This is a genomic window from Myxococcus sp. CA039A (assembly GCF_013336645.1).
GTDB lineage: Bacteria > Myxococcota > Myxococcia > Myxococcales > Myxococcaceae > Myxococcus > Myxococcus llanfairpwllgwyngyllgogerychwyrndrobwllllantysiliogogogochensis.
In genome coordinates, this window is the sequence record NZ_JABUMQ010000165.1 from 1 (window position 1) to 23,952 (window position 23,952).

Here is a 23,952-nt window from a genome sequence, read left to right on the forward strand (position 1 = left end):
GGCGGAGCCCACGCCCGCCGAGGTGCCGGCGCCCCAGGCCACCACCGACGCGACGTCGGCCGGAGAGCTCGCCGCCGAGAAGCCCACGGCGAAAGAGGCGGCCAAGAACCCCGAGGAGATGGCGGGCACCACCGAGGTCGTCGACACCCGCCCGCCGCCCGTCACCCGGCCGAGCCTGGCCGTGGGCAACGAGACGTTCTACGTGAAGCCCGTGCTCGCGCTCGCGGGCGGGCTCCACGTGGAGAACCTCATCCAGACGCTCAACCGCAACCGGGAGAGCCGCGCGACGACGGTGGCGCTCACCCGCTTCGGCTTCGAGGGACGCCTGGGGCAGTACGTCTCCTTCCGCAGCGAGTTCGAGCGCAACATCCGCGCGCACGGCTCCGGCGTGTGGGAAGGCACCGCGTCCTTCAGCGTGAGGGACCAGGTCATCCGGCTCCAGCGCTGGGGCGTGACGCTGGAGGCCGGCATCATCGTGGACCCGGCCAGCGTGGACTTCATCTCCACGCACATCGCGGACACGCTGCTGGCGGACAAGTACACGCGAGACCCGCTGCTCTACAGCGGCTTCAACCGGGGCCAGGGCGCGCAGGCCGCCTACGAGTGGAACGGCTTCCGCCTGGGCATGGGCTTCACCGCGGCCAACCCGCTGAGCACCTCCAGTTCCTACCAGGTGGGCGGCTCGTTCGGTGGTGGCAGCCGCTTCTGGGAGCGCCCGCTGGCCAACTACCGCAATGGCCAGCCCGATGACGACCTGCACTTCCAGGTCCTCAGTCCCTCGCTGTCGTACTCGCACGAGCTGTTCGAGGCGAAGGCCATGGCCCAGGTCTTCGACGTGAACTACCAGACGACGTCGCGCACGGACCCGCTCCTGCACGGCAACAACCTGCGCGGCAACCTGCTGTTCAAGCTGCACGCCGACGTGGGCATCCCGCTGTTCATCACCCCGTTCTTCAACTTCGCGCGCGTCCAGAACGACGTGACGAACAGCACGCCGGGCTTCGCCGACCAACTCCTGGGCACCCACTACACCGCCACCAGCCTGGGCGCGGGCGTGGACGTCAACCTCCACGGTCGCTCGGGCATCGGCGTGCAGTTCAACCGCGTCGCGGACCGCTCTCCCTCCTTTGTCGCGGCCACCGGGGACGCGCCGGCTCGGGAGCCCGTCACCCGGACGACGCAGACCTTCCTCAACATCGGTGGCACCTACTGGTTCACCGAGGACGTGGCGATTGGCGGCCGGTACGCGCGCTACCAGAAGAAGCAGGACGGTGTCGCAGACGAGATTGACGCGTCCTACTTCCTGACGCTCCGCCTCCAGCTCTAGCCCGCTCGCCGCCGTACGCCACGCAGCCCGAGGTCCAGCCCAGAGGAGCAGCCCCCATGGAAGCACCGGCGCATGAGCAGCGGGACTCCATCCTGAAGGTGGCGGTGGCCAGCTTCATCGGCACCGCCATCGAGTGGTACGACTTCTTCCTCTACGGGACGGCGGCGGCGCTGGTGTTCAACCGCCTGTTCTTCCCGTCGTTCGACCCGCTCACCGGGACGATGGCGGCCTTCGGCACCTTCGCCGTGGGCTTCATCGCCCGGCCCCTGGGCGGGGTCGTCTTCGGGCATTACGGAGACAAGCTGGGCCGCAAGGCGATGCTCAGCGCGACGCTCATGTTGATGGGGGTGGCCACCTTCGCGGTGGGCCTGCTGCCCACGTACGACACCGTGGGCGCCTGGGCTCCCGCGCTGCTCGTCCTCCTGCGGCTCATCCAGGGCTTCGGGCTGGGCGGCGAGTGGGGCGGCGCGGTGCTGATGGCGGTGGAGCACGCCCCCGCGCACCGCCGGGGGTTCTATGGGAGCTGGCCGCAGATGGGCGCGCCGGCGGGCCTGCTCGTGGCCACGGCCGTGTTCAGCTACTTCTCGCGGATGCCCGACGCGGCGTTCCTCGCATGGGGCTGGCGCGTCCCCTTCCTGTTGAGCGCGGTGCTCATCGGCATGGGCGTGTTCATCCGTCTCAAGGTCGCGGAGTCGCCCATCTTCAAGGCGCGCCCGAAGCAGGAGGCCGCGGAGAGCCTCCCGGTGATGGACGCGCTTCGCCAGTACCCCCGGCAGATCCTCCTCGCCATGGGGGCGCGCTTCGCGGAGAACGGCTTCTTCTACATCATCACCACGTTCGTCCTCTCCTATGGCACGGAGCGGCTGGGGTTACCACGCACCACGCTGCTCAACGGCGTGCTCATCGCCACGTCCGTCCACCTGGTGGCGATTCCCGCGTTCGGCGCGGCGTCGGACCGCTTCGGCCGACGTCCCGTCTACCTGGCCGGCGCGCTGGGCTGTGGGCTGATGGCCTTCCCCTTCTTCTGGCTCCTCGACACGAAGGAGACGGGGCTCATCTGGCTGGCGATTACGCTGGGCATCATCGCCCACGCGGCCATGTACGGCCCGCAGGCCAGCTTCTTCTCGGAGCTGTTCGGCACCCGCGTCCGCTACAGCGCGGCCTCGCTCGGCTACCAGATGGCGTCGGTGTTCGCCGGAGGCCTGTCGCCCGTCATCGCCACCGCGCTGCTGGCCCGCTCGGGTGGACAGGCGTGGCCAGTGTCGCTCTACATGGTGGCCCTGGCCGTCGTCACGCTCGTCTCCGTCTGGCTGTCCGCGGAGACCTACCGCGCCCAGCTCACGGAGGCGCCCCCCACCGGGGACGCGCTCAGCGAGCCGTCCAGCCGCAGTCCATCACCTGCGCGGACCCCGTGATGCCCCCCGCGGCGTCCGAGCACAGGAAGCCGATATAGGCGGCGACCTCCTCGGGCTCCAGCAGCCGCTTCACCGCCGCGGGAGCGAGCATGATCTTCTCCACGACTTCCGCTTCGGTGAGGCCGTGGATTCGCGCCTGGTCGGCGATCTGCTTCTCCACCAGCGGCGTGCGCACGTAGCTGGGGCACACGGCGTTCACCGTGACGCCCCGGTCCGCGGCCTCCAGCGCCACCGTCTTCGTCAGGCCCATCAGCCCATGCTTCGCGGACACGTACGCCGACTTGTACGGCGAGGCGACCAGCCCATGGAGCGACGACACGTTGATGATGCGTCCCCACTTCCGGGCATACATCAGCGGCAGCGCGTGCCGCGTCAGCACGAAGGGCCCCACCAGCATGATGCGGATGAGCTGCTCCCAGCGCTCCTCGGGGAACTCCTCCACCGGCGCCACGTGCTGCACGCCCGCGTTGTTCACCAGGATGTCCAGCCGCCCCCACTCCCGCTCGGCCCGCCCCACCAGCGCCCGACAATCCTCGCGCGACGACACGTCCGTGCGCTGGAAGAGCGCCCCTGGAAGTCGCGTCGCGGCCTGGACCCCCGCCACCTCGTCCAGGTCCGCCAGCAACACCTTCATCCCCTGGGCGGCCAGCGACTCCGCCACCGCGAGACCAATGCCGTGCGCGGCCCCCGTCACCACCGCGCATCGACCTGAAGGTGAATTCATGTTCATGTCCCCATCGTGACGGAACCCGGCGCGCGGGGCAATGCCGTGGGAGCGCGCTCTCCATGCCGCACCCCGCCTTGAAGCGCCTGACGCATTCGGGCGAAGGTGGAGGTCTCCATGGCGGAAAGTTCATCTCGCGCGAGGACGGCTGGAGCATGGCGAAGCTGGCCCCGCTCGCTCATCCTGGCGTTGGGGCTGGGCATCCTCGTCTCGCTGCCGTCCTTGCGCGTGGGACTGCTGCTCGACGACCTGGTGCACCGGCTCGCCCTCTCCGGACAGGTGGCGTCCCTGGGTGACTGGGGACCGCTGACGCTCTACGAGTTCGTGGGCGGCCCGCGCACGGACCCGGCCCGGTTGAGGGAGTCCGGGCTCTTGCCCTGGTGGGCGTCGGACTCGCTGTCGGTGCGCTTCTTCCGTCCCCTGCCCAGCGCGCTGCTCACCGCCGACGCGTGGCTCTTCGACGACGCCCCCTTCCCCGCGCACCTGCACAGCCTCGCCTGGTTCCTGGCACTGGTGACGCTGGTCGGCTGGCTGCACCGGCGGCTGTTGCCACCCTCCCTGGCCGCGCTGGCCACGGTCCTCTACGCGGTGGCCGCCGCGCACCTGTTCCCGGTGGCCTGGCTCGCCGCGCGCCACCCGCTCGTCTCCGCGCTCCTGGGACTGCTCGCCCTGGCCGCCCACCTGCGCTCCCGCGAAGAAAGCTGGAAGCCTGGCCGAGTCCTCGCGCCGCTCGCACTGGTGGCCGCGTTGTTCTCCGGCGAGGCCGCGCTGGGCGCGGTGGGGCTCATCGGTGCCTATGAGGTCTTCGGCCGCCGCGAGGGGTGGCGCCAGTGCGCGCGGCGGCTCATGCCCTACGCGCTGCTCGTCACGGCCTACCTCTTCTTCTATGCGAGTCAGGGCTACGGCGCGCGCGGCAGCGGCGGCTATCTGGACCCGATTGGCGCGCCCGGGGCCTTCCTCGCCACCCTCCTCCAGCGCGTGTGCATCCTCGTGGGGGAGCTGGTGGTGGCCACGCCGTCCGACGCGGCCTCGGGAACCCCAGAGCTGCACTCCGGCTTCGCGGCCTGGGGCGCGCTCGCCACCGTGGGCGCGCTGCTGATGCTGCGCGCCCTCCAGTCGCGCCTGTCCGAACAGGAGCGCGGCACCCTGCGCTGGCTGTTGCCCGGGGGCCTGGCGGCCACGATTCCCGGCGCGGCGGGAATCATCGGAGGACGCGTCCTCATGGTGCCGCTGCTCGCGGGGAGCGCACTGGTCGCGGTGCTCATCCTCCGGGGTTGGGCGGCGGCGCGCGAGGCCACCCTCCCTCGCCGCCACCAGCTCCTGCTCCGGTCCGCTGTCGTGGTGCTCGTGCTGGGCCACGGCGTGCTGGGCCCCTTGTTCCGGGTGGGCCTGGGCGTGGCGCTGGGCCGCATCGCGGAGGCGCAGTGGCGCATCGCCCGCGAGGCCCCGCCCTGCGCGGGGACGATGGTCATGGTGGCCGCCGCGGACCCGAGCATCTCGCTCTACGTGCCCGCCGCCATGCTGCTCCAGGGCCGCGCCCCGCGCCTCTACCGGCTGCTCAGCGCCGCGCCACATGACCATGTCCTCGAGCGGACCTCCCCGGAGGCTTTCGACCTCGTCGTGAGCGGCACACCGCGACACCCGGGGTTCTGGGAGCTGGTCAATCGGGACACGCCGCCGCCCATCGGCACGAAGCTGCGGCTGGGGGACCTGAACGTCACGGTGCTGGAGTCGAACGAGGGGGGATTCACGCGCGTGCACTTCGACTTCGGAAGGGCCCTGGAGTCGACCGAGCTCTGCTTCGTCACGTGGAGCGGAGACGGGCTGCGCGCGCTCACGCTTCCGCCTCCTGGCGAACACCTCGCTCTGCCTTACAGCCGAGGGCCAGCGGGGCTTTGAACACTCCAGTGCCGACGGCTGTGCGTGAGCCGACGCGGCGCTGGGAATCCTTTTGCCTGTCATGCGGGAACGGGGCCGGATTCGCGGCACTCCACCCTTGCCCCCATCGGCCCCATGACCCCACTTCGCTTCCTTCGTCTCGCGCCGCTGCTCGCGTGCGCTCCGCTGTGCCTCGTCGCCTGCAATGACGACGACGGTGATGATTCCGTCCTGCCGGGCGCCGCCCAGTTCAAGGTGATGACCCGCAACCTCTATCTCGGCGGCAACATCGAGCTGCTCGCCACGGCGCAGACGCCCCAGCAGATTCCCGCCATCGCCGCGCAGCTCTACACGACGGTGCAGGCGACGAACTTCCCCGAGCGCGCCAAGGCCATCGCGGACGAAATCCAGAGCACCAACCCGGCCCTCGTCGGCCTGCAGGAGGTCTCCCTCTACCGGACCCAGAGCCCGAGCGACTTCGCCTCCAACCCGGTGCCCAACGCGCAGACCGTGACGTACGACTTCCTGGCCATCCTGCTGGCGGAGCTGCAGAGCCGGGGGCTCAACTACCGCGCCGCCGCGACGGTGCAGAACGCGGACGCGGAGGTCCCCGCGGCGCTCGCGGGCAACGCGACGGACCTCACGGACGTGCGGCTCACGGACCGGGACGTCATCCTGGCGCGCGGTGACGTGCAGATCGCCAACGTGGTGACGGGCAACTACGCCTATGCCCAGGAGGTGCCCGTGGGCGGCGCGTCGATTCGCTTCCTGCGCGGCTACAACAAGCTGGACGCCACGGTGGACGGCGCGCGCATCACCTTCGTCAACACCCACCTGGAGACGTTGCGGCCCGGCAACGAGAACCAGGCCACGGAGCTGGCCGCGCTCGTCAACACCTATGACCGGCCGCTCATCGTCGTCGGAGACCTGAACACCGGACCGGGCGCGGCCACCACCGGCTATCCCACCATCGTCGGCCCGGGGACGGGGCTCGTCGACGCCTGGTCCACGGTGGGCACGGGTGACGGCTTCACCTGCTGCTTCAGCGAGACGGTGAACGACGCCAACACGGATGCGCTCGACGAGCGCATCGACCTGGTGCTGTACGCCGGGGACAACGTCAATCCCCAGTCCGCGGTGGTGGTGGGCACCCTGATTGATGACCGCACGAACTCCGGCCTCTGGCCGTCGGACCACGCGGGCCTGGTGGTGGAGTTCCGGGTGGACGACTGACCCTGGAGACACAGGGGGCTGGAGGTCTCCCGAGGCAGGGAGTATTCAGCCCCCGACATGTCTCTACGCCTCGTCAAGCGGCTCGCGCGGGACTGGTTCCTCCTGGGGATGCTCGGTGCCGTCGGGCTCGCCCTCCTCTTCCCGGACTTCGGCCGGTCCGGCGGCGCGATGCATGCCGACGTCGTCACCAACGTCGGCATCTTCGCCGTGTTCTTCCTCCACGGGCTGGGCATGCCCATGGCCCAGCTCAGGGCCGGGGCCCTCCAGTGGCGCCTGCACGTGCTGGTGCAGTCGTTCACCTTCGGGGTGTTCCCCGCCCTCTGGCTCGTGCTCAACCTCGTCTTCGGGGCGTGGGTGCCGGCGGACGTGTCGCTCGGCTTCCTGTTCCTGTGCGCGGTGCCGTCCACCATCTCCTCGTCCGTGGCGATGACGGGCGTCGCCAGGGGCAACGTGGCGGGGGCCATCTTCGACGCGAGCCTGTCCAGCCTGCTCGGCATCTTCCTCACGCCGCTCATCGTCGGGCTTTTGGCGCGCACCACCGGGCAGTCGCTCTCGCTGGGGGACGCCATCCTCAAGTTGTCCCTGCTGCTGCTCCTGCCGCTGGCGCTGGGGCAGCTCGCGCGGCCGCTGCTCGGCGCGTTCTTCGCCCGCTACCGCAAGTACACCAACGGCGTGGACCGGCTGTTCATCCTGGTGCTCGTCTATGCCTCGTTCTGCGACTCCGTCGCGTCCGGCATCTTCAGTCGCCATGGCGGCGCCATCGTCGCGCTCATCCTGGGGGGCGCGGTGCTCATCCTCGCCACCGTGCTGACCCTGAGCACGCTGACGGCGCGCAGACTGCGGTTCTCCACCGAGGATGAGATCGCCGCGGTCTTCTGCGGCTCGAAGAAGACGCTGGCCTCGGGGGTGCCCATGGCGCGGCTCCTCTTTGGGGCACACCCTGGACTGGGGCTCATCGTCCTGCCCCTCATGTTCTACCACCAGCTCCAGCTGCTCGTGTGCTCGGTGCTGGCCGAGCGCTATGCGGCGCGCCCACCGGCGCCGTGAACCAACTGGTTGCCTGAGTCAACGGCTTCCCCGACAATGACCTCGAACGGCACGGCGCCTTGGAGACAGGACTGAATGGCACAGACTCGACGGGACCAAGGCGTGGCGGCGGTGCGGCACTTCAATCGCTTCTACACGCAGAAGATTGGCGTGCTGGACGAGGGGCTCTTGAACAGCGAGTTCTCGCTGACCGAGGCCCGCGTCATCTACGAGCTGTTCCACCGGGAGACCCCCACCGCGGCGGAGCTGAGCCGTGAGCTGGCGTTGGACCCGGGCTACCTCAGTCGCCTGCTCCGCAACTTCGGAACGCAGGGGCTCATCGAAAAGGTGACGTCCGCGACGGACGGTCGCCAGCACCTGGTGCGCCTGACGGCGAAGGGAGAGCAGACCTACGAGCGGCTCAACAGCCGCTCCCACGACTCCATCCGCGCGCTCATCTCCCCGCTGAAGACCGACGCGCGCCAGCGGCTCCTCGAGGCCATGCAAACCATCCAGGAGCTGCTGGGTGAGAAGCCCCCGGCGTCGAGCGCCGACGTCGTGCTGCGGCCCCACCGGCCTGGGGACATCGGCTGGGTCATCCACCGCCACGGCGTGCTGTACAGCCAGGAGTACGGCTGGGGCGAGCGCTTCGAGGCGCTGGTCGCCAGCGTCGCCGCGAAGTTCATCCTGGAGCAGGAGCCCGCCCGGGAGCGCTGTTGGATCGCCGAGGTGAATGGGCGAAGTGTCGGCTCCGTGTTCCTCGTCCAGGACACGAAGACGGTGGCGAAGCTGAGGCTGCTGTTGGTGGAGCCCTCGGCGCGGGGGCTCGGCATCGGCGCCCGGTTGGTGGACGCGTGTGTGACCTTCGCCCGTGAAGCCGGTTACCGGAAGGTGAGACTGTGGACGGACAGCCAGCTGCATGCCGCGCGTCGCGTCTACGAGGGCGCCGGCTTCGTGCGCGTCAGCACGGAACCCCACCAGGAGTTCGGCGAGGGACTCATTGGCGAGACGTGGGAGCTGAAGCTCTGACGAACGAGGCGGCCTCCCCGGATGGAAGCCGCCTCGAGTGACTGCGCGCTGGCAGAGGTGGGAGCACCGTCCCACCGTGTCGGTGAGTCGCCGAACTACAGCGGGCTCACGCAGGTGCAGGTGCTGGACGCGCCGTAGCAGGCGGCGCTGCTGCCCGCGGCCACCACCGAGTAGCAGGTGTTGTGGCCGGTGAGCACCTCGGTGTCCACGTAGCTGGTGATCGTCACGGTGGCGACGCGCGCCTTGCCGTATGTGCAGCCGTTGACTCCGTCCGACTTCATTACCCAGTACTGCGTCGCGCCAGCGACGGGGCCCCAGCTCAGCGAGACCTGTTCAGCGGCCGGTATCACGGTGACAGTGGGCTTCGCCGTCGGGCCTCCCGTGCATCCGCTGTTCATGGGCGTGGGCGTGGCACAGGCGATGTTGTGGCGGCTGAACGCGGCGTGGATGGCCGTCATGTGCGGCGTGCCATCGTTGATGTTGCCGTTGTCGTCATCCGCCGCCAGCCACTGCTTGTAGCCGTTGGTGGCCGCGCAGCCATCCGACGTGCCAGCGGTGCAGTTGCAGGCGTGCCACGAGCCGATGTTGCCGCTGCCCTGATAGAACACCTTGTTCCCGATGTTCTGCGCCGTGTTCCAGTCGTAGTTGAACGGAGGGAGCTGGAGGTCCCGGGCGACGAAGTCCCATGCCGCCTGACGTACTGGAGACCCGGCGCAATGCACCTGCCGGCTGCACGGACCCGTGCCGATGGAGCAGCGGGTGCAGACGAAGTTCTGCGGCGTGGTGGGCGTCGGCGGGTTGTGGGCCGCGTAGTCGGCGTCGCGGACACCGGAGCAGTTGGTCGCGCACCAAGGGGCCTCCGTCTGCGCCTCGTTCACGAGGCGGCCCGTCAAATCCTCCGTCACGCCGCAGCCCGTGGCGAGGGTCAGGTAGATGCCGTAGCCCACGCAAGATCCAGGAGACCTGCCTATGGTCGCCGTGGACGCGGGGTCGAACGGCTGGCGGTACATGGCCGCGATGTCACCGTACGCCTCGCTGGAGTTGCTCAGCGTGCCAGCCGTGTCGTTGTCGTCCATGCCGTGGCCCCACTCGTGGTCGAGCACGCCGCCAATCTCACCCGTGTTCCGGCAGCCACCGCCGCTGCGGTAGAAGTTGACCGTGGAGCCGTTCCAGAAGGCGTTGCAGGTGTTGTTGAGGTTGACGTTGGCCGTCATGGACGCCTGCAGCCACGCATTGGTGGGCAGCCAGCCACGGGCGAGTTCCTTGATGCGGTTCAGCTCGTAGAACGCGGTGCGGGTCGCCCTGGTGTTTCCACCGTCGGGAGTTCCGCAAACACCATCGACTGTCCCCAGCGCGATGTCGCCGTCCGGGCCCGTGGTGCTGACGCTGAGTGGACAGGCGGGAACGACCCGAAGGTAGCGGCCCGTCAGCGTCGTGGTCGCGATTTGGGGAGGAGGAGGAGGACTGAACACCCCATGGCCATCCGCGAAGACACCCGGCGCGACATCGGCCCAGGGCATGGGGTAGCGCGGCTGCATCGCGCCGCAGAACGAGCCCGCCGGACACGTCGCGGGCACGCCCGTGTTGGTGTACGGATAGACACCGCCGTTGACCGAGGCGTAGTGGTTGTCGTCCTCGAGCGCGAGCACGTCACCGGTAGCCGCATCCACCGTCACCTTCCAGCGCTCATGCTCACCCTGGAGCTGGAAGCCGTACGTCCACACGAGCTGGTGGCCCATGCCCTTGCCGAAGCCCGCGCCCGGAATGGAGACCGGCGCGACCTCCAATGTGGGCGCCTGCCAGACGGCGGCCGGGCTCTCATAGAGGCCGAAGCGCTCGTGCGCGACGACCATCGCCCGGTCCGCGTCCACCAGCGGCATGGGCGAGAGCGCCACGTTCGTCCACGACTCGGTGCCCAGCAGAATCAGGTTACCGTGGCTGATGGTGGCCGCCAGCCGTCCATGCCGGACCGGCACGCCCTGGTGCTGCTGGACGATGGAGACCTGCCACAGGTCCGGGGTGATCTGATCCACCCGTGCCTGGCCCAGTTGGAGCATGTCCACGCCCACCGCGTCGCGGTTGGCCTCCACGAACTTGTAGACGAGGTCGACGACGACGACGCCATCCACCTTGTCCACCGAGCGCCCGAGCTGTTTGCCCAGGCTGCCCAGCGTCAGCTTGTTGCCCACGCCATTGCCCGGGATGAGCGGAACGGCGCCCTGGATGTTCGCCGTGGTGCCCGTGACGGAGTCGACGTAGATCTCGAAGTTGTTCCCGTTGCGAGCGAAGAAGTCGTCCCAGACCTTCGCTACATCCGGGCTCAGCTTGGGCAGGGCCTCTTTGAGCGGCACTTGCCCACTTGCCAAGGACAGCTCAGGCGTGAAGAACGCCTGACTTGCCAGTGAGCCCTTCGGAGGAGTGGCGGGGGGGGTGAATCCCCACGCCTGGGACGTCGCCATCACTGCCATACATACGGCGGCTTTCAAGACGCTGCGCATGCAGTGCTCCTTCAGATGAAGGACCAACAGGACTCAGCATTGGCCAGGTGCGGAAGTGCGAACCCACGAGGTGGCCTCTCCTGCAGGGAAGCCACCTCGAATGAATGCGCCGTCAACGGTGGGGAGCACCTTTTCAGCGTGCCCCCTCCGCGCCGACGCCCTGGGGCGCCGCGATGGACTACAGCGGGCTCGCGCAGGTGCAGGTGCTGGACGCGCCGTAGCAGGCGGCGCTGCTGCCCGCGGCCATCACCGAGTAGCAGGTGTTGTGGCCGGTGAGCACCTCGGTGTCCACGTAGCTGGTGATCGTCACGGTGGCGACGCGCGCCTTGCCGTACGTGCAGCCGTTGACGCCGTCCGACTTCATCACCCAGTACTGTGTCGCGCCGCTGATGGGGCTCCAGCTCAGAGAGACCTGTTCAGCGGTCGGTATCACGGTGACCGTGGGCGCCGCCGTCGGGCCACCCGTACATCCGCTGTTCACCGGCGCGGGCGTAGAACAGGCGATGTTGTGGCGGCTGAACGCGGCGTGGATGGCCGTCATGTGCGGCGTGCCATCGTTGATGTTGCCGTTGTCATCATCCGCTGCCAGCCACTGCTTGTAGCCGTTGGTAGCCCCGCAGCCATCCGACGTACCCGCGGTGCAGTTGCAGGCGTGCCATGAGCCGACGTTGCCACTGCCCTGGTAGAACACCTTGTTGCCGATGTTCTGCGCCGTGTTCCAGTCGTAGTTGAACGGAGGGAGCTGGAGGTCGCGGGCGACGAAGTCCCACGCCGCCTGACGTACTGGAGACCCGGCGCAATGCACCTGCCGGCTGCACGGGCCCGTGCCATTGGAACAGCGGGTGCAGACGAAGTTCTGCGGCGTGGTGGGCGTCGGCGGGTTGTGGACCGCGTAGTCGGCATCGCGGACGCCCGAGCAATTGGTCGCGCACCACGCGGCCCCGGTCTGCGCCTCGGTCACGTTGTAGCCCGTCCCATCCGCCGTCATGCCGCAGCCCTGGTTGGTGGTCTGGAAGAAGCCGTAGCCCACGCACGAGGCAGGTGACCTGCCGGTGGTCGCTGTGGATGCGGGGTTGAACGGCTGGCGGTACATGGCCGCGATGTCACCGTAGGCCTCGCTGGAGTTGCTCAGCGTGCCGGCCGTGTCGTTGTCGTCCATGCCGTGGCCCCACTCATGGTCGAGCACGGCGCCAATCTCACCCGTGTTCCGGCAGCCACCGCCGCTGCGGTAGAAGTTGACCGTGGAGCCGTTCCAGAAGGCGTTGCAGGTGTTGTTGAGGTTGACGTTGGCCGTCATGGACGCCTGCAGCCACGCATTGGTGGGCAGCCAGCCACGGGCGAGTTCCTTGATGCGGTTCAGCTCGTAGAACGCGGTGCGGGTCGCCCTGGTGTTTCCACCGTCGGGAGTTCCGCAAACACCATCGACTATCCCCAGAGAGATGTCGCCCCCCGGGCCCGTGGCGCTGACGCTGAGTGGACAGGTGGAAACGACGCGAAGGTAGCGACCCGTCAGCGTCGTGGTCGCGATTTGGGGAGGACTGAACACCCCATAGCCATCCGCGAAGACACCCGGCGCGACATCGGCCCAGGGCATGGGGTAGCGCAGCTGCATCGAGCCGCAGAACGAGCCCGCGGTGCATGGCGAGGGCACGCCCGTGTTGGTGTACGGATAGACACCACCGTTGACCGAGGCGTAGTGGTTGTCGTCCTCAAGCGCGAGCACTTCACCGGTGACCGCATCCACTGTCACCTTCCAGCGCTCATGCTCATCCTGGAGTTGGAAGCCGTACGTCCACACCAGTTCGTGGCCCATGCCCTTCCCAAAGCCCGCGCCCGGAATGGAGACCGGCGCGACCTCCAGCGTGGGCGCCTGCCAGATGTCGGCAGGGCTCTCGTAGAGGCCGAAGCGCTCGTGCGCGACGACCATCGCCCGGTCCGCGTCCACCAGCGGCATGGGGGCAATCTCCACGTTGGCCCACGACTCGGTGCCCAGCAGAATCAGGTTACCGTGACTGATGGTGGCCGCCAGTCGCCCATACCGGACCGGCACGCCCTGGTGCTGCTGGACGATGGAGACCTGCCACAGGTCCGGGGTGATCTGATCCACCCGGGCCTGGCCCAACTGGAGCATGTCCACGCCCACCACGTCGCGGTTGGCCTCCACGAACTTGTAGACGAGGTCGACGACGACGACGCCATCCACCTTGTCCACCGAACGCCCGAGCTGCCTGCCCAGGCTGCCCAGCGTCAGCTTGTTGCCCACGCCATTGCCCGGGATGAGTGGAACGGCGCCCTGGATGTTTGCCGCGGTACCCGTGACGGAGTCGACGTAGATCTCGAAGTTGTTCCCGTTACGAGCGAAGAAATCGTCCCAGACCTTCGCCACGTCGGGGCTCAGCCTGGGCAAGGCCTCGTTCAGAGGCACCTGTCCACTGGCCAGTGAAAGTTCAGGCTTGAAGAACGCCTGGCTCGCCAGTGAGCCCTTGGGGGGTGCGGCGGGGGGGTCGAATCCCCACGCCTGGGACGTCGCCATCACTGCCATACATACGGCGGCTTTCACGACGCTGTGCATGTCGTGCTCCTTCGCGTCACACGGAATCAGCATGAAGAGGCGGCCTCCATGGAGAAGGCCGCCTCGGAACCACTTGCCGTCAACCGCGGGAGCGCCCCACTCCAGCGCGCTCCCGCCGTGCCGGTGATGTCCCGGTGAGCCGCCGGACTACAGCGGGCTCACGCAGGTGCAGGTGCTGGACGCGCCGTAGCAGGCGGCGCTGCTGCCCGCGGCCACCACCGAGTAGCAGGTGTTGTGGCCGGTGAGCACCTCGGTGTCCACGTAGCTGGTGCCCGTCACGGTGGCCGCGCGGGCCTTGCCGTACGTGCAGCCGTTGATGCCGTCGGACTTCATCACCCAGTACTGCGTCGCGCCGCTGACGGCGCCCCAGCTCAGCGACACCTGACCCGTGGCCGGCGTCACCGAAACGGTCGGCGCCGCCGTCGGGCCACCCGTACAGCCGCTGTTCACAGCCACCGGCGTGGCACATGCGATGTTGTGACGGTTGAACGCGGCGTAGATGGCCGTCATGTGCGGCGTGCCATCGTTGATGTTGCCGTTGTCGTCATCCGCCGCCAGCCACTGCTTGTAGCCGTTGGTGGCCGCGCAGCCATCCGACGTGCCCGCGGTGCAGTTGCAGGCGTGCCACGAGCCGATGTTGCCGCTGCCCTGGTAGAACACCTTGTTGCCGATGTTCTGGGCCGTGTTCCAGTCGTAGTTGAACGGAGCGGACCGCAGGTCGCGGGCGATGAAGTCCCACGCCGCCTGACGCACCGGAGACGCGGCGCAATGCGTCTGCCGGCCGCACGGCCCCGTGCCGGTGGAGCAGCGGGGGCAGACGAAGTTCTGCGGCGTGGTGGGCGTCGGCGGGTTGTGGGCCGCGTAGTCAGCGTCGCGGACACCCGAGCAGTTGGTCGCGCACCACGCGGCCCCCGCCTGCGCCTCGTTCACGTTGTAACCCGTCCCATCCGCCGTCATGCCGCAACCATTGTTGAGGGTCTGGAAGAAGCCGTAGCCCACGCACGACGCGGGAGACTGGCCGCTGGTGGGAGTGGCGGCGGGGTTGAACGGCAGGCGGTACATGGACGCGATGTCGGCGTAGGCCTCGCTGGAGTTGCTCAGCGTGCCGGCCGTGTCGTTGTCGTCCATGCCGTGGCCCCACTCGTGGTCGAACACGGCGCCAATCTCACCCGTGTTCCGGCAGCCACCACCACTGCGGTAGAAGTTGACCGTGGAGCCGTTCCAGAAGGCGTTGCAGGTGTTGTTGATGTTGACGTTGGCCGTCATGGACGCCTGCAGCCACGCGTTGGTGGGCAGCCAGCCACGGGCCAGCTCCTTGATGCGGTTCAGCTCATAGAACGCGCTGCGGGTCGCCGCGGTGTTGCCGCTCGTGGGCGTGGGGCACGTGACGGTTCCGTTCCCGAAGTTGATGTTGCCCGTGCCGGTGCCGCTGATGGCGCCGCACGTGTCGACGATCCGGATGTAGCGGCCCGCGAGTGTCGTGGTCGTCGTCCCGGCCGTGTAGTCGTAAACGCCGTAGCCGTCCGTGAAGACGTTCGTCCCGACGTTGGCCCAGGGCATGGGGTAGTTGGGCTGCAGGACGCCGCAGAACGAGCCCGCCGGGCAACCCGGGGGCGAACCCGTGTTGGTGAACGGGTAGACGCCGCCCTTCACCGACTGGTCGAAGTAGTGGTTGTCGTCCTCCAGTGCGAGCACGTCACCGGTGGCGGCATCCACCGTCACCTTCCAGCGCTCGCTCTCGTTCTGGAGCTGGAAGCCGTACGTCCACACGAGCTGGTGGCCCATGCCCTTGCCGAAGCCCGCGCCCGGAACGGAGACCGGCGCGACCTCCAGCTTGGGCGCCTGCCAGACGTCGGCCGGGCTCTCGTAGAGGCCGAAGCGCTCGTGCGCGACGACCATCGCCCGGTCCGCGTCCACCAGCGGCATGGGCGAGAGCCCCACGTTCGTCCACGACTCGGTGCCCAGCAGAATCAGGTTACCGTGGCTGATGGTGGCCGCCAGCCGTCCATACCGGACGGGGATGCCCTGGTGCTGCTGGACGATGGAGACCTGCCACAGGTCCGGGGTGATCTGGTCCACCCGGGCCTGGCCCAGTTGGAGCATGTCCACGCCCACCGCGGCGCGGTTGGCCTCCACGAACTTGTAGACGAGGTCGGCGACGACGCCGCCATCCACCTTGTCCACCGAACGCCCGAGCTGCCGGCCCAGGCTGCCCAGCGTCAGCTTGTTGCCCACGCCATTGCCCGGGATGAGCGGAATGGCGCCCTGGATGTTTGCTGCGGTACCCGTGACGGAGTCGACGTAGATCTCGAAGTTGTTCCCGTTACGAGCGAAGAAGTCGTCCCAGACCTTCGCCACATCAGGGCTCAGCTTGGGCAGGGCCTCGTTCAGAGGCACCTGACCACTGGCCAGCGACAGCTCAGGCTTGAAGAACGCCTGGCTCGCCAGTGAGCCCTTGGGGGGTGCGGCGGGGGGGTCGAATCCCCACGCCTGGGACGTCGCCATCACTGCCATGAATACGGCGGCTTTCACGACGCTGCGCATGCGGTGCTCCTTCAGATGAAGGACCAACGGAACGGGGACTCCAGGGAACCGGAATGGCTCCAGGAATCCCCGGGTTGCGCATAATTCATGTTTACTTGGAGTGCGCTCCCGCAAACCACTCCGAGTGTTACCCCCTCAACAATGACTAGACGCGGTACGTGGCCGCCACTGTCTCCATCCGCGCGGCCACGTCACGCAGCGACGCGGTAATCCGCTGAGCGCTCTGCAAACCCTGCATGGACTCCTCCATCATCCGGGACAGGTCCGTCACGGCGATGAAGATCTGGGCGACGCCGGCGTTCTGCTGCGTCACGGCGGCGGCGATCTGCTGAGCGGCGGAGGCGTTGTCCTGGATGATGCCGGTCAGCTCGCGGAGGCTGTCGCCGCTGGCACGGACCTGGTCCAATCCGGTTTCAGCACTGCCCTGGCTCTGCACGGCCAGCGTGACGGAGCCCTGGATGGACTGGCGGATGTCCTCGAGGATCTCCCGCACGCGGGCAGTGGAGGTGATGGACTGGTCCGCGAGGCTGCGAATCTCGCGCGCCACCACGCCGAAGCCCTTGCCATGCTCGCCGGAGCGAACGGCCTCGATGGCCGCGTTGAGCGCGAGCATGTTGGACTGGTCCGCCAGGTCCTTCACCGTCTGGGTGATGCCGCCAATCTGCTGGGTGCGCTCGTTGAGGGCGGAGATGCTGTCGGCCACGCGGCCCACCTGCTCACGCAGTTGTTCGAATCCCTGGAGGCTCGCGGAGACGGTGGCCTCGCCGGAGCGCCCCACCTCGCGGGCTCGCGCGGTGACGCCGAGCACGGCCTGGGAGCGCTCGGCGGCCATCAGTGACGTCTGCTTGATCTCCTGGGCCGTCACCTGCGTCTCCTGGAGGGCCGCGGCCTGCTTCGTCAGGGTGCGCTCCTGCTGCGCGGCGGCGGCGGTGAGCTCCGCCACCGTCTGCCCCAGCACCTTGGTGCCCTGCTGGAGGCCACGCGTGGACTCGCGCAGGTGCTCCATCATCTGGGAGAAGGAAGCGGCCAACTGCCCCACCTCGTCGCGGCGGCTGGACACCTCCACCTGCTGGGTGAGGTCGCCCTCGCGCACGACGCGGCCCACCACTTCGCTCAGCCGGGCGATGGGGCCGGTGGCTCCGCGCGCCAGGAGCCAGCCCCCCACGCCCGCGACGACGAGCGAGAGCACCGTCAGGGCGATGGCCCCCCTGCTCGCTTGCTCCAGCGGGGCGTAGGCGTCCTCCGGGTCCACCGTGGCCACGAAGCGCCAGCCATCGCCGACGTCACGGACCGAGTTCTCGTTGATGGACTCCACGCGGACGACGTCGTCGGGACGTGAGAGGTCGCGCTCGTGCGTGTCGAAGAGGCTCATGCCGTCCGCGCCGAGGATCTCCAGGGCGAAGCTCCGCTGGCCTCGGGCCCGGGAGCGCTCCAGCGCGGGGGCCACCACCTGCCCCACCTGGCTCCACTCGTAGGCGGCCAGGAGCACGCCGATGCGCGCGCCGCTGATGGGGCTCAGCACGGGCACCGCGAGCGGCAGCACCGTCCGCTCGAAGAACGGGTCCACCTTCGTGAAGCCCGTGGTGTCCAGCGTCCCGTTCAGCGCGGCGCGAAACCAGGCAGAAGCGCGCACCTCGCCCTCGTGTCCCTCGTAGGCCTTGCGAAGCCGCGCCTCGCTGGCGGACACGGCGCGGCCGTCCTCGGTGAAGAGCACGAGGCCCGCGAAGGTCGGATGACGCTTCTCCAGGGCGACGAGCACCGCGTCGCTCTTGTCGAAGGTGTCGAAGAGCAGCGCGCCTCGGAGAATGGCATCCTCCGACCAGCTCCGGACGTTCGCCTCGCGCTCCGCCAGTGTGGACTCGACGAGGTCCCTGAGGCCCTGGGCCTCCACCCTCAAGGTCGCGTGGATCTGCTCCTGCAGGTTGTCGGAGATGAAGAGCCGGCCGAGGATGTTGAGCGGCAGCAACGCGAAGAGCGTGAGCAGGGAGACCGCCAGCGTCAGGCGGGTGCGGAGGGAGAGGGCGTCGAGCAGGCGCATGGCGGTCCGCGTGAGTCTTCAGAGGTCCAGCAGGGAGAGTCCGACGGTGACGGCGCCGATGACACGGCCACGGTCGCGGACAGGAAGGGAGACCTGGATGACGTAGGCTTGCGAGGACTCGTCGAAGAAGGGGTGCTCGCGCAGCACCCGCCCCTGCTTGAACGGCACCCGGAACTTGTCTTCGTCACCCTGCCAGTAATCGGACGTCCGCCGCGTGGCGCCCACCAGCGCGCCCTGGCGATCCATCACGAACGCCTCCGCCACCTTGTCGCGGCCCAGGGAGGTGCGGTGGCGAGCAAGCACCCGTGAACAGGCGGCGTCGAGCACGCGCTGCTTGAAGGGCGTCATCGCCGGAGTGGCCAGCCACGCGTCATCATCCGCGCGAATGGAAACCAGTGAAGCCCCGCGCGAGTTCTGGGCGAGCACCGCCTGAACCAGCTCCGGGTCCACGGCCATCCGCTGGAGCGCCGGCATCAGCCGCTCCACCTTCTCGAGCTGCGCGATGCCGTCCGGGGGCATCCCCGCGAGCACCGTGAGCACCATGCCGAAACAACACATCCCCACCTCAACGCATCCGCACGCTGTATCGGCGAGACTGACTTCCCCCTCTGCGCCGGCGGATTCGCCAGACGATACATGAATGAGACATCACCCGTGAGACAGGAAGGCAGAGGGGCCCTCACCCTCCAGGTCCGAACCCGCTCGCTTGGAGCCATCTGGACCCAGGGGCAAAGCCCCCAGCTCCTCCGCGAATTTCCAGGTCCTCGCGAGGTGCCGCGCTGTCGGAGGGCGCGGCGAGAGCCTCAGCGCACTGTTTGAGCGAAGTGCTCCGCGAGCCGCTGGAGCAGCTCGGTGTTCTCCCGCTCGGCGGACTCCAGCTTGGGCAGCTGCGCCTTCAGCTCCGCGAGGTCCTTGCCGCGCTGGCGAAGGTCTTCCGCGCCCAGCTCCAGCCAGCGCCCCATCTCCCGAGCCGTCAGCTCCAGATGGAACTGGAAACCGAACGACGAGCCCAGCCGGAAGGCCTGTTGCACGTAGCGGTCCGTGGAGGCCAGCAGCGTGGCGCCGGGCACGGCCTTGTACGTGTCACCATGCCAGTGCGCGACGACGGTGCGGGGGCGCACGCCGGCGATGACGGAGTCTCGCACGCCCTCCGCGGTCCAACGCACCGGGCCCACGCCCACCTCGAAGCCATTCTTTCCCGCGAAGACCTCGGCGCCCGCCGCGTCGGCGAGCAACTGCGCGCCCAGGCAGATGCCCAGAGATGGGCGCTCGTTGGCCAGTCGCTCGCGGAGGATGGCCAGCTCCTCGCGCAGGAACGGGTGCTGGTCCGCCTCGTAGACGCCCATGGGGCCGCCCATCACCACCACCAGCTCCGCGTCCACGTCGTCGTGACGCGCGGAGCGGAAGCGGTTGACGAGGGTGAAGCCCGCCTTCGTCAGCGCCGGCCCCAGAAGTCCCACGCCCTCGTGCTCCTCGTGCTGGTACACCACCGCGCGCATCGTCACGACCTCCGTGTCCACCGTCGCGCGGAGCCTACCTGGAATCCCGAGGGCGAGGCGCGTGTGCCGCGCGTTGTCGCTCGCGACCAGCCGCGAGCGGCAAGCAGTGCGCGAGTCACTCACGGAGCGGTGGCACCCCCGCGCTACTTCGCCTTGTCGCCCTTGAGGATGCGCAGCAGTCCCTCTTGCGCCACGGAGGCGACGAGGCGTCCGTCGCGCGTGTAGACGGAGCCTCGCGCCAGGCCTCGCGCGTTGCCCGCCCACGGGCTGTCCATGACGTAGAGCAGCCAGTCATTCACCTTCAGGTCCCCATGGAACCAGAGGGCGTGGTCCAGGCTCGCGCCGATGACTTGCGGCTGGAAGAAGCTGGCCGCGTGCGGCAGCAGCACGGTGCTGATGAGGTTGAAGTCGGACGCGTACGCCAGCACGTACTTGTGGACCTGGGGGTCCTCCGGAAGCTCGCCGTCGGCGCGAATCCACACTGCCTTGCGCGGCTCGTCCGGCACCGGATTGAACGGGTCCATGTACGCCACCGGCCGCATCTCGATGGGCTTGTCGCAGAGGATCTTCTCGCGCAGCCGCGCCGGAATCCTGTCCGCCTGACGCAGCAGCAGCTCCAGGTCCGTGGGCAGGCTCTCCGGGGGCGGCACGTCCGGCATGGGGGCCTGGTGCGCGTAGCCGACCTCGTCTCCGTGGAAGGACGCCATCATCGTGAAGATGGGTTGTCCCTTCTGGATGGCGACGATGCGCCGCGTGCTGATGCTGCCGCCGTCGCGCACCCGGTCCACCGTGTAGACGACGGGAAGGCTCGCGTCGCCTGGGCGCAGGAAGTAGCCATGAAGCGAGTGGACATGCCGCGCGGGCTCCACCGTCTGGCTGGCCGCCGACAGCGCCTGCCCCAGCACCTGCCCACCGAAGAGCTGGCGGAAGCCCAGGTCCTGGCTCCTCCCGCGAAACAGATTCTCCTCGATGACCTCCAGCTTGAGGAGCTCCAGCAGCTCGTCCAGGACTCGGCTCATGGAGGCCCCTCCTAGCCGACCCCGGCCGCGCCTGTCTCGCCCCGCGTGAGCCCGCCGTGCGCCGGAGGACGCCCTGGCCGGGCGCGGAAGGAATGGCATGCTCCGCCGGCCGTTGAGGAAACAGTCTCCCCTCTTCCCGCGAGCGCTCCCTTGCCCCGTTCCGTCCTGCTGACCTCGCTGTTGCTGCTGCCGTCGCTGGCCCCCGCCGCGGAGCCATCCCCCGAGGTGAAGCGCTGGTGGAGCCACGTCCAGTTCCTCGCGGACGACCGCCTGCGAGGCCGCGACACGGGCAGCGAAGGCCACCGCGAGGCCGCGGCGTACGTGGCCGAGCAGTTGGCGGGCCTCGGCGTGAAGCCCGGCGCTGGCGAGGGCTACCTCCAGGAGGTGGCGCTGGTGTCGCGGCGACTGGTGGATGCGCGCTCGCGGCTGACGCTGGTGCGCGAGGGCAAGCGCACGCCGCTCGTCGTCGGTCGCGAGGCCCTCATCTCCCCGCGCCAGGGCGAGTCGGGTCAGCTGGACGCCCCCCTGGTATTCGTGGGCCATGGCCTCTCCATCCCGGAGGCGAACCATGACGACTTCGCGGGCGTGGACCTCCAGGGCAAGCTGGCCGTCTTCATCTACGGAGGCCCCGCTCACATCCCCGGCCCCCTGCGGGCCCACCACAGCTCCGCGGCGGAGCGGGTCAAGGCGCTGAAGAAGGCGGGCGCCGTGGGCGCCGTGGTGCTCCTGAATCCGAAGAACATGGAGACGCCCTGGTCCCGCTCCGCCCTGTCGCGCCTCCAGCCGGCGATGAACTTCGCGGACACCTCGCTGGACGACACGTCCGGCCTCCAGGTGAGCGTCTCCTTCAACCCGGAGCACGCCGAGAAGCTGTTCACCGGAAGCCCGCACTCGTTCAAGGAGCTGCTCGCGCTGGCGGACGCGAGCAAGCCGCTGCCGCGCTTCGAGCTGCCCACGCGCCTCCAGTCGAGCGCCGAGTGGGTCTCCACTCCCGTGACATCCGTCAACGTCGTGGGCGTGCTTCCGGGCAGCGATCCGGTGCTGGCCAAGGAGTACGTCGTCCTCACCGCGCACCTGGACCACGTGGGCGTGGGAGCGCCCATCAACGGCGACGCCATCTACAACGGCGCCATGGACAACGCGACGGGCGTGGCCGCCGTGCTGGAGGTGGCCCGCGCGCTCCAGGCCCAGAAGCCCCAGCGCTCCATCCTCTTCGTGCTGGTGACGGGTGAGGAGAAGGGGCTGATCGGCTCGCGCTACTTCGCCGCGCACCCCACCGTGCCCCGCGACGCCATCGTCGCGAACTTCAACCTGGACATGTTCCTGCCGCTGTTCGACTTCACCCGCGTGGTGGCCTACGGCCAGGACGAATCGACGCTGCTCGCGCCCCTGCGGGAGGTCGCCTCGGCGCACGGCGTGAAGCTCCAGCCCGACCCCAACCCCAGCAGCATGACCTTCATCCGCAGCGACCAGTACGCCTTCATCCGCCAGGGCGTGCCAGCCCTGTCCTTCAAGTTCGGCTACGCGCCGGGCTCCCCCGAGGAGCGCACCTTCAAGGACTGGTACACGCGCCACTACCACGCCCCCTCGGACGACCTGCGCCAGCCCATCCACAAGGACGGCGCCATCAAGTTCGTCCAGCTGCTCACCGACCTGACGCGCACCGTGGCCAACGCGCCCGAGCGACCGCGCTGGAACGACGACAGCTTCTTCCGCCGCTTCGCGCGCACCAACACCCCGGATGGCAAACAGGACACCCCCCTGAGCAATCCGTGACACCATCCCCGCACGGCCCTGGTAACACGCGTACAGGTGTAGCTTTCCATCGATGTGACAATGAATGACGCCCGGCGTCATGGCCGAGTGCGCGTCGTCGCAAATCGCCAGGGGGTGGCTTGAAGCGAGACACCCGTTTGCGCCACGCTTGATTGCACTTGAGACATCAGCGCGGCGCGGGCGACGAAACGCCCGAAAATTGGCGGGGGGCGAATGCAGTCAAACGTATTCACCGCGGTACTGATTCCACTGTCGTTGGCCGTCATCATGCTCGGCCTGGGACTGTCGCTGACGCTCGCGGACTTCAAGCGCGTCATCGTCTACCCGCGAGCGGTGATTGTGGGGCTCGTGTGCCAGATGCTGGTGCTTCCCGCCGGCTGCGCGCTCATCGCCCATGCCTTCGGCCTGGGACCCGAGCTGGCGGTGGGGCTGATGTTGCTCGCGGCGTCTCCTGGAGGAGCGACGGCGAACCTCTTCAGCCACCTGGCCCGCGGTGACGTCGCCCTCAACATCACGCTGACGGCGGTGAACAGCGCGCTGACGCTCGTCACCCTGCCCCTCATCGTCAACCTGTCACTGATGCACTTCATGGGGGAGGACCGCGCGGTCCCCATGCAGTTCTCCAAGGTGCTCCAGGTCTTCATCATCGTGCTGGGCCCGGTGAGCATCGGCATGCTCATCCGCTCGCGCAAGCCGGGCATCGCCCAGTCCCTGGACAAGCCCATCCGCCTGATGTCCGCCGCGTTCCTGGCGGTCGTCATCGCCGCCGCCGTCTACCAGGAGCGCGCGCACATCGGCGCGTACTTCAAGCAGGTGGGGCTGGCCGCGCTGAGCTTCAACGTGCTGAGCATGGCCATCGGCTACGTCACGCCGCTGCTGTTCCGCCTGCCGCGTCGTCAGGCCGTGGCCATCGGCATGGAGATTGGCATCCACAACGGCATCCTCGCGATGACCATCGCCATGAGTCCGCTGCTGCTCGGCAACGCGACCATGGCCATCCCTCCGGCCATCTACAGCATCGTCATGTACTTCACGGCGGCCATCTTCGGCTACGCGGTGACGCGTCGCCACACGGACGAACAGACGAGTCCCGAAGCCTCTCCCAGTCGTTCTTGAACCGCTGAGCCGCGGTCTGCCTCGCCGCGGTCCCCCCTCACTCCCGAGGAAGTGTCGAGATGATGCTCAAGCGTCTATCGCTGTCCTTTTGCACGCTCTGCCTGAGCCTGGGCCTGGTGTCTCCCGCAGCCGCGCAGCAGCCCAGCGCCGCCACCCCCACCCCGTCGGACGTTCCGACGCCGGGTACGCCGCAGCCACCGGAGGTCACGCCGGCCAATCAGCCGTCCCCGCTTCCCCTGCCCCGCCCCATCCCCAACG

General features: G+C 68.7%; 16 protein-coding genes and 1 pseudogene. 9 read left to right on the forward strand and 8 right to left on the reverse strand.

Translation table 11 applies throughout. The features are described 5' to 3' along the window. Window positions 1-1,327 (forward strand): hypothetical protein (locus tag HR086_RS25935; RefSeq protein ID WP_174466959.1); only part of this gene is annotated, 1,327 nt, incomplete at its 5' end. Between the two features lie 56 nt (window positions 1,328-1,383). Beyond that, a complete protein-coding gene (locus HR086_RS25940; protein ID WP_174458368.1) occupies window positions 1,384-2,742 on the forward strand; it encodes an MFS transporter in 1,359 nt (452 codons plus the stop codon). Here HR086_RS25940 and HR086_RS25945 read toward each other — a convergent pair. Beyond that, window positions 2,696-3,466: a 3-hydroxybutyrate dehydrogenase gene (locus HR086_RS25945; RefSeq protein ID WP_217440839.1), complete on the reverse strand. Its 771-nt coding sequence runs from the start codon at window positions 3,464-3,466 to the stop codon at window positions 2,696-2,698. The genes HR086_RS25940 and HR086_RS25945 overlap by 47 nt on opposite strands. Window positions 3,467-3,583: 117 nt before the next feature. Between HR086_RS25945 and HR086_RS25950 the strand changes: the two genes are divergently transcribed. The 4 genes from HR086_RS25950 (at window position 3,584) to HR086_RS25965 (ending at window position 8,632) form a co-directional block, all read left to right on the forward strand. Continuing rightward, on the forward strand, window positions 3,584-5,365 hold the full coding sequence (locus tag HR086_RS25950) for a hypothetical protein (protein WP_174466960.1): 1,782 nt from the start codon (window positions 3,584-3,586) through the stop codon (window positions 5,363-5,365). A gap of 114 nt (window positions 5,366-5,479) precedes the next feature. Next, complete coding sequence (locus tag HR086_RS25955) at window positions 5,480-6,577, forward strand: endonuclease/exonuclease/phosphatase family protein (protein WP_174466961.1); 1,098 nt, start codon at window positions 5,480-5,482, stop codon at window positions 6,575-6,577. Window positions 6,578-6,634: 57 nt separating this feature from the next. Continuing rightward, window positions 6,635-7,624 (forward strand): bile acid:sodium symporter family protein, encoded by a 990-nt coding sequence (locus HR086_RS25960; protein WP_141646585.1) that lies wholly within the window; start codon window positions 6,635-6,637, stop codon window positions 7,622-7,624. A gap of 75 nt (window positions 7,625-7,699) precedes the next feature. Further along, window positions 7,700-8,632 carry a helix-turn-helix domain-containing GNAT family N-acetyltransferase gene (locus tag HR086_RS25965; RefSeq protein ID WP_174466962.1) on the forward strand — a complete coding sequence of 311 codons (933 nt, stop codon included), beginning with the start codon at window positions 7,700-7,702 and terminating at the stop codon, window positions 8,630-8,632. A 95-nt stretch (window positions 8,633-8,727) separates the two neighbouring features. On the opposite strand, the gene HR086_RS25970 is transcribed toward HR086_RS25965, so the two are convergent. From HR086_RS25970 to tesB, 7 genes are all read right to left on the reverse strand, one after another. Then, the gene (locus tag HR086_RS25970) at window positions 8,728-10,983 is read right to left on the reverse strand and encodes a hypothetical protein (RefSeq protein WP_174466963.1); all 2,256 of its coding nucleotides are present in this window, start codon (window positions 10,981-10,983) and stop codon (window positions 8,728-8,730) included. 325 nt (window positions 10,984-11,308) lie between these two features. Further along, window positions 11,309-13,735 carry a hypothetical protein gene (locus HR086_RS25975; protein ID WP_174466964.1) on the reverse strand — a complete coding sequence of 809 codons (2,427 nt, stop codon included), beginning with the start codon at window positions 13,733-13,735 and terminating at the stop codon, window positions 11,309-11,311. Between the two features lie 114 nt (window positions 13,736-13,849). After that, window positions 13,850-16,246 carry a hypothetical protein gene (locus tag HR086_RS25980; protein ID WP_174466965.1) on the reverse strand — a complete coding sequence of 799 codons (2,397 nt, stop codon included), beginning with the start codon at window positions 16,244-16,246 and terminating at the stop codon, window positions 13,850-13,852. A gap of 145 nt (window positions 16,247-16,391) precedes the next feature. After that, a complete protein-coding gene (locus HR086_RS25985; RefSeq protein WP_174466966.1) occupies window positions 16,392-18,284 on the reverse strand; it encodes a methyl-accepting chemotaxis protein in 1,893 nt (630 codons plus the stop codon). A gap of 18 nt (window positions 18,285-18,302) precedes the next feature. Then, the gene (locus HR086_RS25990; RefSeq protein ID WP_174466967.1) at window positions 18,303-18,842 is read right to left on the reverse strand and encodes a PDC sensor domain-containing protein; all 540 of its coding nucleotides are present in this window, start codon (window positions 18,840-18,842) and stop codon (window positions 18,303-18,305) included. 245 nt (window positions 18,843-19,087) lie between these two features. Continuing rightward, entirely contained in the window at window positions 19,088-19,783 is a 696-nt protein-coding gene (locus HR086_RS25995) for a glutamine amidotransferase (RefSeq protein WP_174466969.1), read from the reverse strand. A gap of 143 nt (window positions 19,784-19,926) precedes the next feature. Continuing rightward, on the reverse strand, window positions 19,927-20,802 hold the full coding sequence (gene tesB, locus HR086_RS26000) for an acyl-CoA thioesterase II (RefSeq protein ID WP_141646592.1): 876 nt from the start codon (window positions 20,800-20,802) through the stop codon (window positions 19,927-19,929). Between the two features lie 150 nt (window positions 20,803-20,952). On the opposite strand from tesB, the gene HR086_RS26005 reads away from it, so the two are divergent. The 3 genes and pseudogenes from HR086_RS26005 to HR086_RS47990 form a co-directional block, all read left to right on the forward strand. Further along, window positions 20,953-22,578 (forward strand): M28 family metallopeptidase, encoded by a 1,626-nt coding sequence (locus HR086_RS26005; protein WP_174466968.1) that lies wholly within the window; start codon window positions 20,953-20,955, stop codon window positions 22,576-22,578. A gap of 213 nt (window positions 22,579-22,791) precedes the next feature. After that, on the forward strand, window positions 22,792-23,694 hold the full coding sequence (locus tag HR086_RS26010) for a bile acid:sodium symporter family protein (RefSeq protein WP_141646594.1): 903 nt from the start codon (window positions 22,792-22,794) through the stop codon (window positions 23,692-23,694). 59 nt (window positions 23,695-23,753) lie between these two features. Next, window positions 23,754-23,952: pseudogene (locus tag HR086_RS47990) on the forward strand (hypothetical protein); the annotation flags it as partial.

Bases quoted from the DNA above. Each gene is read 5' to 3' on its own strand.
- HR086_RS25955 (WP_174466961.1), top strand. From the start codon at position 5,480: ATGACCCCACTTCGCTTCCTTCGTCTCGCGCCGCTGCTCGCGTGCGCT.
- HR086_RS25960 (WP_141646585.1), top strand. From the start codon at position 6,635: ATGTCTCTACGCCTCGTCAAGCGGCTCGCGCGGGACTGGTTCCTCCTG.
- HR086_RS25975 (WP_174466964.1), bottom strand. From the start codon at position 13,735: ATGCTGATTCCGTGTGACGCGAAGGAGCACGACATGCACAGCGTCGTG.
- HR086_RS25995 (WP_174466969.1), bottom strand. From the start codon at position 19,783: ATGCGCGCGGTGGTGTACCAGCACGAGGAGCACGAGGGCGTGGGACTT.
- tesB (WP_141646592.1), bottom strand. From the start codon at position 20,802: ATGAGCCGAGTCCTGGACGAGCTGCTGGAGCTCCTCAAGCTGGAGGTC.
- HR086_RS25985 (WP_174466966.1), bottom strand. From the start codon at position 18,284: ATGCGCCTGCTCGACGCCCTCTCCCTCCGCACCCGCCTGACGCTGGCG.
- HR086_RS25940 (WP_174458368.1), top strand. From the start codon at position 1,384: ATGGAAGCACCGGCGCATGAGCAGCGGGACTCCATCCTGAAGGTGGCG.
- HR086_RS25990 (WP_174466967.1), bottom strand. From the start codon at position 18,842: ATGTGTTGTTTCGGCATGGTGCTCACGGTGCTCGCGGGGATGCCCCCG.
- HR086_RS25950 (WP_174466960.1), top strand. From the start codon at position 3,584: ATGGCGGAAAGTTCATCTCGCGCGAGGACGGCTGGAGCATGGCGAAGC.
- HR086_RS25980 (WP_174466965.1), bottom strand. From the start codon at position 16,246: ATGCGCAGCGTCGTGAAAGCCGCCGTATTCATGGCAGTGATGGCGACG.
- HR086_RS26010 (WP_141646594.1), top strand. From the start codon at position 22,792: ATGCAGTCAAACGTATTCACCGCGGTACTGATTCCACTGTCGTTGGCC.
- HR086_RS25965 (WP_174466962.1), top strand. From the start codon at position 7,700: ATGGCACAGACTCGACGGGACCAAGGCGTGGCGGCGGTGCGGCACTTC.
- HR086_RS25945 (WP_217440839.1), bottom strand. From the start codon at position 3,466: ATGAATTCACCTTCAGGTCGATGCGCGGTGGTGACGGGGGCCGCGCAC.